This window comes from Mesorhizobium sp. WSM4310, assembly GCF_007003935.1.
In the GTDB taxonomy this organism is placed as follows: Bacteria; Pseudomonadota; Alphaproteobacteria; order Rhizobiales; family Rhizobiaceae; genus Mesorhizobium.
On the sequence record NZ_VFTA01000025.1, the window covers coordinates 60261 to 73227 of the forward strand.

General features: G+C 63.8%; 12 protein-coding genes. 9 read left to right on the forward strand and 3 right to left on the reverse strand.

The genetic code is table 11. The annotated features are described in order from the left end of the window. The first annotated feature begins 238 nt into the window (after positions 1–238). The 5 genes from hisS to FJV80_RS24090 all read left to right on the forward strand — a co-directional run bounded on the left by hisS (position 239) and on the right by FJV80_RS24090 (position 6657). Complete coding sequence (hisS, locus tag FJV80_RS24070) at positions 239–1741, forward strand: histidine--tRNA ligase (RefSeq protein WP_142877599.1); 1503 nt, start codon at positions 239–241, stop codon at positions 1739–1741. A 51-nt stretch (positions 1742–1792) separates the two neighbouring features. Continuing rightward, positions 1793–2914, forward strand: a complete 1122-nt coding sequence (locus FJV80_RS24075; protein WP_142877600.1) for an ATP phosphoribosyltransferase regulatory subunit — start codon at positions 1793–1795, stop codon at positions 2912–2914. Next, positions 2911–3609 carry an ATP phosphoribosyltransferase gene (hisG, locus tag FJV80_RS24080; protein ID WP_142877601.1) on the forward strand — a complete coding sequence of 233 codons (699 nt, stop codon included), beginning with the start codon at positions 2911–2913 and terminating at the stop codon, positions 3607–3609. Before FJV80_RS24075 ends, hisG begins: the two co-directional genes overlap by 4 nt. A gap of 102 nt (positions 3610–3711) precedes the next feature. Further along, a complete protein-coding gene (locus FJV80_RS24085) occupies positions 3712–5484 on the forward strand; it encodes an AMP-binding protein (RefSeq protein WP_142877602.1) in 1773 nt (590 codons plus the stop codon). Between the two features lie 69 nt (positions 5485–5553). After that, a complete protein-coding gene (locus tag FJV80_RS24090) occupies positions 5554–6657 on the forward strand; it encodes a calcium:proton antiporter (RefSeq protein WP_142877603.1) in 1104 nt (367 codons plus the stop codon). A gap of 146 nt (positions 6658–6803) precedes the next feature. Here FJV80_RS24090 and FJV80_RS24095 read toward each other — a convergent pair whose 3' ends face one another. Next, entirely contained in the window at positions 6804–7712 is a 909-nt protein-coding gene (locus FJV80_RS24095) for a LysR family transcriptional regulator (RefSeq protein ID WP_142877604.1), read from the reverse strand. 77 nt (positions 7713–7789) lie between these two features. Here FJV80_RS24095 and FJV80_RS24100 point away from each other — a divergent pair, with 77 nt between their 5' ends. Together FJV80_RS24100 and FJV80_RS24105 are read left to right on the forward strand one after the other, a co-directional pair. Then, positions 7790–8620, forward strand: a complete 831-nt coding sequence (locus FJV80_RS24100; RefSeq protein WP_142877605.1) for a class I SAM-dependent methyltransferase — start codon at positions 7790–7792, stop codon at positions 8618–8620. A gap of 12 nt (positions 8621–8632) precedes the next feature. After that, the gene (locus FJV80_RS24105; RefSeq protein ID WP_095791125.1) at positions 8633–9157 is read left to right on the forward strand and encodes a hypothetical protein; all 525 of its coding nucleotides are present in this window, start codon (positions 8633–8635) and stop codon (positions 9155–9157) included. Between the two features lie 52 nt (positions 9158–9209). Here FJV80_RS24105 and FJV80_RS24110 read toward each other — a convergent pair whose 3' ends face one another. Both FJV80_RS24110 and FJV80_RS24115 read right to left on the reverse strand, forming a co-directional pair. Beyond that, positions 9210–9884 (reverse strand): TetR/AcrR family transcriptional regulator, encoded by a 675-nt coding sequence (locus FJV80_RS24110; RefSeq protein WP_142877606.1) that lies wholly within the window; start codon positions 9882–9884, stop codon positions 9210–9212. 103 nt (positions 9885–9987) lie between these two features. Further along, positions 9988–10932, reverse strand: coding sequence for a nucleoside hydrolase (locus tag FJV80_RS24115; protein WP_095771329.1), 945 nt, complete (start codon positions 10930–10932; stop codon positions 9988–9990). 103 nt (positions 10933–11035) lie between these two features. Between FJV80_RS24115 and FJV80_RS24120 the strand changes: the two genes are divergently transcribed. Both FJV80_RS24120 and FJV80_RS24125 read left to right on the forward strand, forming a co-directional pair. Continuing rightward, positions 11036–12049 (forward strand): 2OG-Fe(II) oxygenase family protein, encoded by a 1014-nt coding sequence (locus tag FJV80_RS24120; RefSeq protein ID WP_142877607.1) that lies wholly within the window; start codon positions 11036–11038, stop codon positions 12047–12049. A gap of 31 nt (positions 12050–12080) precedes the next feature. Beyond that, positions 12081–12938, forward strand: coding sequence for an ABC transporter substrate-binding protein (locus tag FJV80_RS24125; RefSeq protein WP_095786832.1), 858 nt, complete (start codon positions 12081–12083; stop codon positions 12936–12938). Positions 12939–12967 lie beyond the last annotated feature (29 nt).

A 12967-nucleotide genomic window follows, 5' to 3' on the forward strand; every position in this document is an offset into this window, starting at 1 on the left:
GTGTCGATGCGTCATATCGGCTCCGATTGTGTCGGCACGATGCCGCGCCCATGGCGGGATTGTTTCATTCTCGGTGCGTTTCTATTTCACCGTAGTTCGCTTCTGTCTTCTTTTGACCCGAGCAGGTCTGAAGCACCCGCCCTTGCCGCTCTGCGCTTCATCGTTTAGGACACGCGCGTTGCGAAAATCGCAACATTGTTGACCTGCAAGCATCACGAAACACCGGGCAAAACATCTCATGGCCGACAAATCGGAAAAGACGAAAGCGCGGCTGCCGCGCGGTTTTGCCGACCGCAGCGCCGAGGACATCCGCGCCGTCGAAAAGATGATGGCGACGATCCGCTCGGTCTTTGAGCTCTACGGTTTCGAACCGGCCGACCAGCCGCTGATCGAATACACCGATGCGCTCGGAAAATTCCTGCCCGACCAGGACCGCCCGAACGAAGGCGTGTTCTCTTTCCAGGACGATGACGAGCAGTGGCTGTCGTTGCGCTACGATCTGACGGCGCCGACGGCGCGCTTCGTCGCCGAGAATTACGAGCGCCTGCCAAAGCCCTACCGCAGCTATCGCTCCGGCTGGGTGTTCCGCAACGAGAAGCCCGGCCCCGGCCGCTTCCGCCAGTTCATGCAGTTTGACGCCGACACGATCGGCACACCGGGCGTCGCCGCCGACGCCGAGATGGCGATGATGATGGCCGACGTCATGGAAGCGCTCGGCGTCAAGCGCGGCGACTACGTCATCCGCGTCAACAACCGCAAGGTACTCGACGGCGTGCTGGAGGCGATCGGCCTTGGCGGTGACGAGAACGCCGGACGCCGACTGACCGTGCTGCGCGCGATCGACAAGCTGGACAAGCTCGGGCCGGAAGGGGTGAAGCTCCTGCTTGGCCCGGGGCGCTGGGATGGCGGCAAGGAAGGCGAAGGCGATTTCGCCAAGGGGGCAGGCTTGAACAACGGGCAAGCCGAGGCGGTTCTTCAGGCAACGGCGAGGAATGCGCAGGCCGGCCAGGATTCCATGGTCAATTCGAACGCGACCTATCAGGAAGGCGTCGGCGAGCTTGCGATCATCGAAGCGCTGGTCAGGGCGGCGGGATATGGCGAAGACCGCATCGCCATGGACCGCTCGGTGGTGCGCGGCCTCGAATACTACACCGGCCCCGTCCTGGAGGCTGAACTGCTGGCCGAAATCCCCAACGAGGACGGCCAGATCGTGCGCTTCGGCTCGGTCGGTGGTGGCGGGCGCTATGACGGCCTGGTCTCGCGCTTCCGCGGCGAGCCGGTGCCGGCGACCGGTTTTTCCATCGGCGTCAGCAGGCTGATGACGGCGCTGAAGAACCTCGGCAAGCTCGACAGCGCCGACGTGATCGCGCCGGTCGTGGTCCTGGTCATGGACAAGGACACCGAAAGCCTCGGCCGCTACCAGAAGATGGTGAGCGAATTGCGCGCCGCAGGCATCCGTTCCGAAATGTATCTCGGCGGCGCCGGCATGAAGGCGCAACTGAAATATGCCGACCGGCGCGGCTGCCCGGTCGCCATCATCCAGGGCGGCGACGAGCGCGCCAAGGGCGAGCTGCAGATCAAGGATCTGATCGAAGGCGCGCGCATGTCGGCCGAAATCACCGACAACGCCGAATGGCGCGCCGCACGCCCGGCGCAGGTGACGGTGGCGGAAGATGAATTGGTCGCGGAAGTGAAGAAGATCCTGGCGGCGCAGGCCGAGGAGAGGGCGCGTGGCAAGTAGAGGCCGCCCCGCTGGTCCCAAATCAGCTGATCGTGCGATACGGAGGCCAAATTGACCTCCCGCTTCCCCGCCATCGCAGCCGACATCACCAGTCTCTTCGCCACCCGCAACACGCATGCGGTAGAGGTCGCCATATTGCAGCCGGCGGACCCGTTCCTCGACATGGCCGGCGAGGATCTGCGCCGCCGCATCTTCCTTACCGAGAGCGAGACCGGGCAGACACTGTGCCTGCGGCCGGAATTCACCATTCCGGTCTGCCTTGACCATATAGGCTCGCAGGCCGGCACGCCGCGCCGCTATTCCTATCTCGGCGAAGTCTTTCGCCAGCGCCGCGAAGGCGGCAACGAGTTCTTCCAGGCCGGCATCGAGGATCTCGGCGACCGTGATACGGCGGAAGCCGATGCCCGTTCGGTGGCCGACGCGCATGCGCTGCTTTCGCTGGTGCTGCCTGGCCGGTCGCTTGAGGTCACGCTGGGCGATCAGGGCATCTTCGAAGCGGTGCTGGCGGCGCTCGGGCTGCCGCGCGGCTGGCGCATGCGGCTGGCCCGTGCCTTCGGCTCGGCGCCGATGCTGCAGGCGGCATTGGCCGATCTTGCCAACCCGCCGCGCAACGGCCAGCTTTCCGGCGACGTCGCTGCCCTTGTCCTCGACGGGGATCTTGAAGGTCTCTCGGCGCACGTCGCCGGCGGCATGGAAGAGGCCGGCCTGTCGGCATCGGCCGGCCGCGCGCCCTCCGACATTGCGCGGCGGCTGATCGAGAAGGCCGAATTGCGCAGCGTGCGGCTGTCGAACGAGGCCTTCGCGGCGCTGAAGAACTTTCTGGCGATCGACGTGCCGCTCGATGGCGCGGCGCAGGCGCTGGAAGGCTTTGCCGCCGGCGCCGGGCTGTCGCTTGGCGCCGCGCTGGAGAAATTCGCTGCCCGTGCCAAGGCGATCGAGGCGCATGGCTTGCCGGCGGCAAAAATCCGCTACGATGCCGCCTTCGGCCGTCCGCTCGATTACTACACCGGTGTGGTCTTCGAAATCGCGGCGCAAGGCGGCGAGCGTCCCCTGGCCGGTGGCGGCCGCTACGACCGGTTGCTGACGCTGCTTGGCGCCAAGACGGCCATCCCCGGCGTCGGCTTTTCCGTCTGGCTCGACCGCATCGAGGCGTTGCGGGAGACGACACCATGATCACTCTGGCGATCCCTTCGAAAGGTCGGCTCAAGGAACAGGCGCTGGAGGTGCTGGCCAAGGCCGGCCTCGCCATCAGCCTGCCCGGCGACGAGCGCAAATATCATGCCCGTGTCGAGGGCCTGGACAATGTCGAGGTCGCCTTCCTGTCGGCTTCCGAGATTGCAGGCGAGATCGGCCCGGGCGCGGTCGATCTCGGTATTACGGGCGAAGATCTGGTGCGGGAAAACCTCGCCGATTGGGAAGCCCGCGCCGAAATCGTCGCCCGCCTCGGCTTCGGCCATGCCGATGTCGTGGTGGCGGTGCCCGAAATCTGGCTCGATGTCGACACCATGGCCGATCTCGACGACGTTGCCGCCGATTTCCGCCAGCGCCACGGCCGGCGGCTGCGCATCGCCACCAAATACTGGCGGCTGACGCAGCAGTTCTTTTCGCAGAAACACGGCATCCAGGTCTATCGCATCGTCGAAAGCCTCGGTGCCACCGAAGGCGCGCCGGCGGCTGGACTGGCCGATGTCATCGTCGACATCACCACCACCGGCTCGACGCTGCGCGCCAACCATCTCAAGGTGCTGGGCGACGGCGTCGTGTTGAAGTCGCAGGCCTGTCTGGTCGCGTCGAAAAAGGCGCGTACCGCAGGCGATGAAGCCACCTTGCGCGACATCGCGGCGAAGATGGCGGTGGCGGTCGGATAGCCAAACCACCGCTCCGAGGGACCGGAACTCCTCGACCATCGACAGGATTTCCACTGCCACGCCGGGCTGATAGACTCGGCGCGGCCTGGGGAGGAAACAGCGATGCCGGTCAATCTCGACGAGCTGAAGAACGCCACCAATCTGCGCGGCCGCGCTGGGCGCGCCGGCAGCGTCTTTATCGCACCCATCGACGGCAGGGCGCACGTCTCGGGCGAGCGCAAGGTGCCGCTGCTCGATAAGACCATTCCCGCCCTTTTCTCCGACACGGCCAGCAAATACGCCACGCAAGATGCCGCCGTCTTCGTCGGCCAAGACAAGCGCTTCACCTGGAGCGAGCTATCCGACACGGTGGATGCGCTGGCTGCCGGCTTCCTGGCACTGGGTCTCGAAAAGGGCGAACGCGTCGGCATCTGGTCGCCCAACCGCTGGGAATGGCTGGTGACGCAGTTCGCCACCGCCCGCATCGGCCTGGTCCTGGTCAACATCAACCCGGCCTACCGGCTGACCGAGCTGGAATATGCGCTGAACAAGGTCGGCTGCAAGGCTTTGGTCACGGCCGCCAGTTTCAAGACCTCGGACTATCTCGGCATGATCGAGACGCTGGCGCCGGAGATCGCGAAGGCCACGCCGGGCAAGCTGAAGGCGCAAAAATTGCCTGATCTGAAGATCGTCATCCGCATGGGCGAGGACAATTCGCCGGGCATGTTCAATTTCGCCGACGTGCTGGCCATGGCCGGCCGCGACGAGCATGACAGCCTCGACCGCATTTCCGAGGGGCTGAAGCCGAACGACGCCATCAATATCCAGTTCACCTCGGGCACGACGGGCGCGCCCAAGGGCGCGACGCTGACGCACCACAACATTGTCAACAACGGCAATTTCGTCACCGCCGCGATCAAGCTCACCGTCGACGACCGGCTCTGCATCCCGGTGCCGCTCTATCATTGCTTCGGCATGTCGATGGGCACGATGGGCTGCGTCACCAAGGGCGCGACCATGGTGTTTCCGGGCGAGGGCTTCGACCCGGGCGCCACGCTGAAGGCGGTGGCGCAGGAACGCTGCACCGGCCTCTATGGCGTGCCGACCATGTTCGTCGGCATGCTCGACCATGCGGATTTCGCGACCTTCGATCTCTCCAGCCTGCGCACAGGCATCATGGCCGGTTCGCCATGCCCGATCGAGGTGATGAAGAAGGTGGTGTCGCTGATGCATATGTCCGAGGTGACCATCGCCTACGGCATGACCGAGACCAGCCCGGTCTCGTTCCAGAGCGGCGTCGACGACCCTCTGGAAAAGCGCGTTTCCACCGTCGGGCGCATCCACCCTCATGTCGAGGTCAAGGCCATCGACGCCGACGGCGCCACCGTCGCGGTCGGCGCGCCGGGCGAGCTCTGCACACGTGGCTATTCCGTGATGAAGGGCTATTGGGACGACGCCGAAAAGACCCACGAGGCGATCGACGCCGATGGCTGGATGCACACCGGCGACCTCGCCACCATCGACGCGGAGGGCTATTGCAATATTGTCGGCCGGGTCAAGGACATGGTCATCCGCGGCGGCGAGAACGTGTATCCCAGAGAGGTCGAGGAATTCCTCTACTGCCATCCCATGGTCAGGGAGGTGCAGGTCTTCGGCATTCCCGACCAGAAATATGGCGAAGAGCTGTGCGCATGGATCGTGCTCAAGCCCGGCCAGATCGCCACCGAGCAGGAGATCAAAACCTTCTGTGCCGGCCAGATCGCGCACTACAAGATCCCGCGCCACATCCGCTTCCGCACCGAATTGCCAATGACGGTGACCGGCAAGCCGCAGAAGTTCCTGATGCGTCAGGCGATGGTCGAGGAACTGGGGCTGGTGGCGCAGAAGACGGCGTGAACGGGTGAATGCTTCGATCTGTCGGTGCGCGAATGCAGCCACGGTTCGCAGAAGCACGCAGGGGCTTGGATGAGCGGTTTCGGACGATCGATGACTTCCTATGCGATGCCGCTGGCCGCCTTGGTGATGGCTGTCGCGGTCAGAGCGAGCGGGCTGTCGGTGGACCAAGGTTCGCTGAACGCCAGGATCCTTGTCGGTGCGCTGTCGAGTGCGATCATGTTCGTCACCATTTTCGTGGTGCTCGACCACGCCGAGGCGGTGGCTCGTCGGGTAGGGGAGCCGTACGGCACCCTGGTGCTGACCTTTGCCGTCACGGCAATCGAAGTATCGATCATCGTTTCCATGATGCTGCATGGTGAGAACAACCCGACGCTGGCACGGGAGTCCGTCTTCTCGACGGTGATGATCACATCCACCGGCGTTGTCGGCATGTGCCTCGCGCTTGGCGGCTGGCGTCATCGCAAGCAGGCCATCGTGCGGCAAGGGACCAGTGCCTATCTGGCTGTTCTGATCGCGCTGACCGTGATGACGCTTATCCTGCCGACTTACACCCAGGCCACGGATCCCGGCACGTTTTCGGCAGCCCAACTTGGGTTCGTCAGCGTCCTTTCAGTGCTGCTCTATGCAGGCTTCGTGTTCGCGCAGACCGTCCGGCACCGGGAAGACTTTATCCAGGGACAACCACACGACGTTTCGGTGCGCGCTGCCCCTCACGAGAACATCTCTGCCAGCGCCCTGCTGCTGATGGCCGGGCTGATCGGAATTGTCATGCTCGCCGAGCAGGTCGCGGCAAGCGTCGAAGATACCCTCGTTGCCTATCAGGTGAGCCAGGCTGACAGCATTGTGGGGGCAATGATCGCGGGGCTGGTGCTGATGCCGGAGGCCATTTCGGCGGTGCGCGCTTCACTAAACAACGAGCTGCAGCGCGGTTTGAATGTCGCGATGGGTTCGGCCTGCGCCACGATCGGCCTGACCATACCGGGAGTCGCAGCTGCCAGCCTGCTGACGGGGAGAGGACTGACCCTGGGGTTGCCGGCTGCTGATGCGGTCCTTTTGGTCTTGGCGCTTTTCATATGCAATGTAAGCTTCAGCACGGAAAGAACGACGTTCTTGACCGGAACGGTCCATCTTGTAGTATTTTTTACTTATGTATTTTTGATATTTGTACCATGAAATATTTGGTGCAAGTAAGCGACCGGATGCAGGGATGAGGCACCCGCTGATCGGGAAACCGTTGCCGACCGGGTTATCGAGAGAGCAATCATCCACTTCCGCAACGAACTGCCGATGACGCCAAGAGGGCGGCACTCTTGATTGCCTCAGATCGCGGATTTGAGGTGATCGATGAAGGCGCGCAGCTTCGGCAGGATCTGGCGCTTGCCGGGGTGATAGAGGAAGACGCCAGGCGTCATCGCCGCGACGGTGTCCAGCACGGGCTCGAGTTTTCCCTGGGCAATCGGACCTTCGGCGACCGGTCGCGGCGTCTGCGCCAGACCGATCCCTCGCATGGCGGCCCCGAGCAATGTCGGATAGTCGTGGGCGATCAGCGGACCTGAGACCATCGCCTCGATCGCTTCGTTGCCGTCGGCGAACGTCCACGGCGCGATGGCGCCGTTGGAACGACGCAGGCGCAGGCAGGCATGCCGGCGCAAATCGTCGATACGCTCAGGGCGGCCATGGCGATCGAGATAGTCGGGACTGCCCACGACCACGAACGAGAAGGACGGCGTCAGCCGCACCGCCACCATGTCGGTGGCAATGAACTGCCCGAGGCGGATGCCGGCATCGAACCCGCCTGTCGCCAGATCGACCATCTCGTCGCTCGCGGCGATCTCCAGTTCGACTTCGGGATAGGCCTGGCAGAACGACGCGATCACCGGTTCCAGGATCAACGGCACGACGGCGCGCGGCACCGACAGGCGCAGCAGGCCGGTCGGCCGCTGGCCGATGTCACGCGCGGCCTCGCCTGCGGCGACGATCTCCTCGAAGCCGGGGCCGGCACGGTCGAGGAAGCGCTGACCGGCCTCGGTCAGGCCGACACTGCGTGTCGTGCGGACAAACAGCGCCGCGCCGATGCGGGCCTCCAGCGTGCGCACCGCCTGGCTCATGGCTGACGGCGTCACGCCTAGATCGGCGGCGGCGCGGCGGAAGTTGCGGTGTCTGGCGACAGCCAGGAACACCTCGACGCCCTCCAGCGCCCCGTGCCGGATTGTGTAGTTCTGCTTCATGGGTCGTTGTGATTACACCGGATAGTCGAACGATGGAAGCGGGTTTAGGTAAGAGCTTGAGACAGGAGTATCTTGCCATGACCGATGAACTTGATGGAGTGCGCGACCATTATCGCGCGATCGGCCTGACTGAACGGTTGAGGACGGTACTGGCTGAGTTCGGCCCGGAGCATCAGCTTCTCACGCCGCAGCAACTGGGCACCCTCGACCAGTTTCACACCCGTGGGCTTGCGGCCACCGCCGAGCTTGCCCAATTGGCTGACATCACCGCTGGCATGTCGGTTCTGGACGTTGGCGCGGGCGTCGGCGGGCCGGCGCGCTTCCTGGCTGCGACTTATGGCTGCCAGGTTATCGGCGTTGACCTCAGCGAGCCTTTCGTGGATGCCGCGCGCTACCTGACCGAGCGCACCGGGCAGGGCGAGCGTCTGTCGTTCCAGACCGCCCACGCCCTGGAGCTTCCGTTCGATGATGGCCGTTTCGACATCGTGCTGCTGCAGCATGTGGCGATGAACATCTTCGACCGGGGGCGGCTCTATCGCGAGATTCGCCGCGTGCTGAAATCAGCCGGCAGGTTTGCCACCTTCGACGTCGTGTTGGGCGGCGGCCAGCCGCACTATCCGCTTCCCTGGGCGCGAACACCGGCGACGAGTTTCCTCATGACAATCGATGCGACGCGTGAGGCGATCGAGCCGGCCGGCTTCCGTATGCTGGCATGGCAAGACGACACCGAGGCCGCCAAGGCCTGGTTCGCACAGATGCGGGCGTCGGGTCCGCCGCCTTCGCCAAATCTCGGCGTGGTGATGGGGCCGGACTTCGCCGAGCTTGCAGCCAATTTGGGACGAAATCTCATGCAAGGCCGGCTCGGCATCCTGACCGCGGTGTTCGAGGCCGCGCCGGCCAACAGCTGACGGGAGACCACAATGTCGACGGAAATCCTTTTCCAGATCCAGCTCGTTCTCGGCTATGTCGCATGGCTGCTGTGCTTCGGTGCCTACATCTGGCCCTGGCTGAGCTCGATGGACGGGGTCGCGGCGCAACGCGCCATTGCCACCCTGCACAGTTTCCGTTTCTTCGGGCTCGTCTTCATCCTTCCGGGCGTCGTCAGCCCCGACCTGCCCGCCAGCTTCGCCACCGTTGCCGCCTATGGCGACTTCGCAACCGGGGTGTTGGCCATGCTGGCATTGTTTGCCGTAAGGATACGCCCGCTTTTCTGGCTATTCGTCGTTGCCTTCAATGGCGTCGGGACCATCGACCTCATCGTCGATTATTATCAAGCCATCCAGGCCGATCTTCCTGCCCATGCGGGATTGCTGGGTGCGACCTATGTGATCCCGGTCATCTACGTGCCGCTGCTGATGATCACGCACGTCGCCGCGTTCTATTTTCTGCTACGTCCCCATCAGAACGCGACTCGCGCCATTACCAACGAGGCGGCTGCTTCGTAGATATTCGGAGGTCCGCTGGACGCGCCGCAGCCCATTATCGCTGGCACGCCCTTTAGCGCCGTCCGCTCTGGATCACCGACGGCCGCGGCGCCGAGCCTGGCTCCTGCACCAGCGGTCCGAGCAAGACCTCTCCGAACAGCGGCTGGTAGCTCCTGCGCACTGCCGGATCCTCCTTGAAGGACAGCGCGTACTGGCCGATCTGGTGGAAGTAGGTGATGCGCGCCCGCACCAGGCTTTCGTCCTCGGGATAGCCCATGGCGCGGAAGGAGCGGATCAACAGCGCGATGCGCAGATCGTCCATGTCCTTGACCTCCCGCGCCAGCTTCTTCGACGTTCGCGACCAGTCGCGGACCGCCAGGTCAAGCAGCGGGCTGAACGGCGCTTCATCGACCCAGACATGCACGATGTCGGTGAAGAACTGCAGGCCGTCTATGTCGTGCATGTCGCGCATGGCCCGGAACGGCGCGCAATTGGTGTTTCGCCATTCCTGCAGCAGGCCGTCGCGAAGATCGGCAAGGCTGGCGAAGTGGAAGTAGAAACTGCCGCGCGTCACCTTGAACTGGCGCGCCAGGCGATCGATCTTAACCTCGCCGATGCCGCGCTTCTCCAACACCTTGCGCGCGGCCGTGATCCAGGCCTCGCGGCTGAGCGTCTGCCGCGCCGCTTTCGCAGGCGGGGCGGCTTTGGACGGTCTCTTGCTTCTGGCCGGGGCGCTTTCGGCTTTCATCTGATCAAGACCTTCATCGCCATGCGCGACGCCTGCAAACCATTCGTCGGCTTCGATGCGCTTCGCGACTCATCAAGTGTCCATCTATCGCGGACGGCGCAACTCAGGGCAATGCGCTGATCCGCTCCAGCATCAACTCGAAGAACGGCGCCGGGTCGATGCGTCGCAGGACATTGCAGTTCTTGCGCCGGCCGGTGACATGCCACCAGTCGACCACGGTCATGCCGATCGTCTCCGGCGAGACGATGTCGACCGTCACCGCGCATTGGCGCTGCTCATAGATTTGCGGCGCCAGCAGATAGCCGGTGACGCAGGCATCATGGATGGGGCGCGCCGGCGTTTCGAATTTGTGCGTGCCGTACTGGCGGTAGAAGTCGGCCAGATTGGCGGCCTCGACCGCCGCGCGGCTGCCGGTTGCCCGCAGTCGGTCGAGCCATTCCGGCGTCATCAGCGCGGTGTAGGTGCAGTCTATGCCAGCCATGGTCACCGGCACGCCGCTGTCGAATACCTTATGCGCGGCATGCGGATCGACGAAGATGTTGAATTCCGCCGCCGGCGTGGCGTTGCCGCCCTGGAAGAAGCCGCCGCCCATCAGCACGACTTCGCGCAGCCGGGGCACGATCCTCGGCTCCATGGTCATGGCCATTGCGAGATTGGTCATTGGCCCCAGCGTGCAGACGGTCAACTCACCCTCCGGCGCGTCCATGATGGTGCGCACGAGATAATTCACCGCGTGTTCGCTCTGCAGAGGCGTCACCGGTTCGGGAAGATCGGCGCCGTCGAGGCCGGTTTCGCCGTGAACATATTCGGCAGTGATCAGCTTGCGCACCATCGGCGCCGGGCATCCGGCATGCACCGGCACATCGGCCCGCCCGGCAAGCTCCACCACCTTGAGCGCATTCTTCGACGTCAGGGCAAGCGGCACGTTGCCGCCGACCGTGGTGATGCCGACCACGTCGAGTTCGGCCGGCGACCCCAGCGCGAAGAGGATGGCGAAGGCGTCGTCCTGGCCCGGATCGGTGTCGATGATGATCTTGCGTGGTGCCATGTTTGAGCGCTCTTCCTTTTGCGATCGAAAGCCTATTGATGAGGCCGTTCGGATGTGTAGAAATACAGTACTGTATCTTATGTTCAAGACAGGGTGTTCGAAAATGGATGCACAAGAGCGCGGCGATTTTTCCGAAATTCCGATCCTCGACGTCTCGGCGCTCTATGGCGACGATGAGGGCGCCATCCGGGCAACGGCGGCGACGCTGCGCCGCTATCTCGAGACGATCGGCTTCCTCTATGTCACCGGGCATCCCATTCCGCGCGCCGATGTCGAAGCCGTGCGCGAAGCCAGCAAAAGCTTCTTTGCCTTGCCCGAAGAGGAAAAGGCGAAGCTGAAAATCGACAGGAATTTCCGCGGCTATCTGCCCTTTGCCGGCTCGACCATCGTGACCTCGTCGGTGGCAACCGTCAGCAAGCCCAACCAGAGCGAATCGATCTTCTTCATGCACGAGGTCGGCGCCGACGATCCAAGGGCCTTGGCCGAAAAGCCGCTCCAGGGCCCCAACCAATGGCCCGACGAAACGGCACTTGCCGGTTTCAGGGAGACGATAGAGCGTTATGTCGACGAGATGGGGACGCTCGCGCGCAAGATGGTTCGCGCCATCGCGCTCTCGCTCGGACTGCCTTCCGACAGCCTCGACCGCTATTTCGAGCAGCCGACGACCTTCCTGCGGCTGCTGCACTATCCGACGCAGCCCCACGAAGAAGGCCTCTTCGGCTCGGCGCCGCACACTGACTACGGCTTCATCACCTTGCTGGCGCAGGACAATGTCGGGGGCCTCGAGGTCAAGAACAAGGCCGGCGACTGGGTTCCGGCACCTCCCGTTCCAGATTCCTTCGTGATGAATGTCGGCGACATACTGGCGCGCTGGTCGAACGACCAGTTCGTCTCGACGCCGCACCGGGTCATCAACCGGTCGGGGCGCGAGCGCTATTCGCAGCCCTTTTTCTTCGATCCGTCCATGGACGTGACGATCGAGGCGCTGTCGGTCTGCGTGCCGGCCGGTACGCAGCCGAAATACGGGCCGGTGCTCTACGGCGACTATCTGATGGAGCGCATCGACAAGAACTACCACTATCGCAAGAAGAAGGCGGCGGAAGCCGCCGGCGCATAACGGCAAACAAGCAAAAGAAAGGGGAACAGCAATGAATGCATATCTGCGAATGACCGGCCTTGCGCTGGCGATATCGACCATGGCCTGGGGCGAGGTTTCCCAGGCCGCCGAGGTTGCGAAATCCACCGACGTCAAGCAGAGCGGAACGCTCGCCGTCGCCAACACGCTGGACTATGCGCCGTTCGAATATCTCGATGCCGACGGCAAGCAGACCGGCATCATCATCGAACTGGCCGGCGAGGTGGCCAAGCTCGTCGACGCCAAGCTCGACGTGCAGCGCACGCCCTTTCCCTCGATGATCCCTGGCCTTGCGGCCGGCCGCTTCAAGATCGCCTGGGAGACGTTCTCGGCGACGCCCGAGCGGCTGAAGCAGGTCGATTTCGTCATGTTCCTCAAGGCCGGGCTCGCGGTCTCGACATCGCCCGACAAGAAGGCGAGCTTCAGCGGCGACACCCCGCTCTGCGGCAAGCGCATCGGCGTCTCGGCCGGCAGCGCCTCGGACTTCCTTGTCGACAAGCTGAGCAAGGAGTGTACCGACAAGGGCCAGGCGGCCATCGCGAAGTCGGTCTTCAACTCCTCGACCGATATCGTCCAGGCCGTGCTGTCGGATCGCGTCGACGCCCGCATGGACGATGCCACCGCTTCGAGCTATTTCGAGGTGACGAGCAAGGGCCAGCTGCTGGTGCTGCCGACGCTTTACGAGGTCGCGCCGCTCGGCATGGCGATTGCCAAGGACGACAAGGAGACCGCCGACATGATGGTGGGCGCGCTTGCCGAACTGTTCAAGAACGGCACCTACAAGGCTATCCTCGACAGATACGGCATGGGCGCCTACGCGATCAAGGAACCCTATTTCGTCGGCACCATGGACGCGCTTCGCGCCGAATAGGAATTGCCCGGCGCCTGATCCTAAGTCAG

Coding starts and splice junctions, on each gene's coding strand:
- FJV80_RS24095 (WP_142877604.1), bottom strand. CDS start 7,712: ATGAAGCAGAACTACACAATCCGGCACGGGGCGCTGGAGGGCGTCGAG.
- FJV80_RS24085 (WP_142877602.1), top strand. CDS start 3,712: ATGCCGGTCAATCTCGACGAGCTGAAGAACGCCACCAATCTGCGCGGC.
- hisS (WP_142877599.1), top strand. CDS start 239: ATGGCCGACAAATCGGAAAAGACGAAAGCGCGGCTGCCGCGCGGTTTT.
- FJV80_RS24115 (WP_095771329.1), bottom strand. CDS start 10,932: ATGGCACCACGCAAGATCATCATCGACACCGATCCGGGCCAGGACGAC.
- FJV80_RS24125 (WP_095786832.1), top strand. CDS start 12,081: ATGAATGCATATCTGCGAATGACCGGCCTTGCGCTGGCGATATCGACC.
- FJV80_RS24100 (WP_142877605.1), top strand. CDS start 7,790: ATGACCGATGAACTTGATGGAGTGCGCGACCATTATCGCGCGATCGGC.
- FJV80_RS24090 (WP_142877603.1), top strand. CDS start 5,554: ATGAGCGGTTTCGGACGATCGATGACTTCCTATGCGATGCCGCTGGCC.
- FJV80_RS24110 (WP_142877606.1), bottom strand. CDS start 9,884: ATGAAAGCCGAAAGCGCCCCGGCCAGAAGCAAGAGACCGTCCAAAGCC.
- hisG (WP_142877601.1), top strand. CDS start 2,911: ATGATCACTCTGGCGATCCCTTCGAAAGGTCGGCTCAAGGAACAGGCG.
- FJV80_RS24120 (WP_142877607.1), top strand. CDS start 11,036: ATGGATGCACAAGAGCGCGGCGATTTTTCCGAAATTCCGATCCTCGAC.
- FJV80_RS24105 (WP_095791125.1), top strand. CDS start 8,633: ATGTCGACGGAAATCCTTTTCCAGATCCAGCTCGTTCTCGGCTATGTC.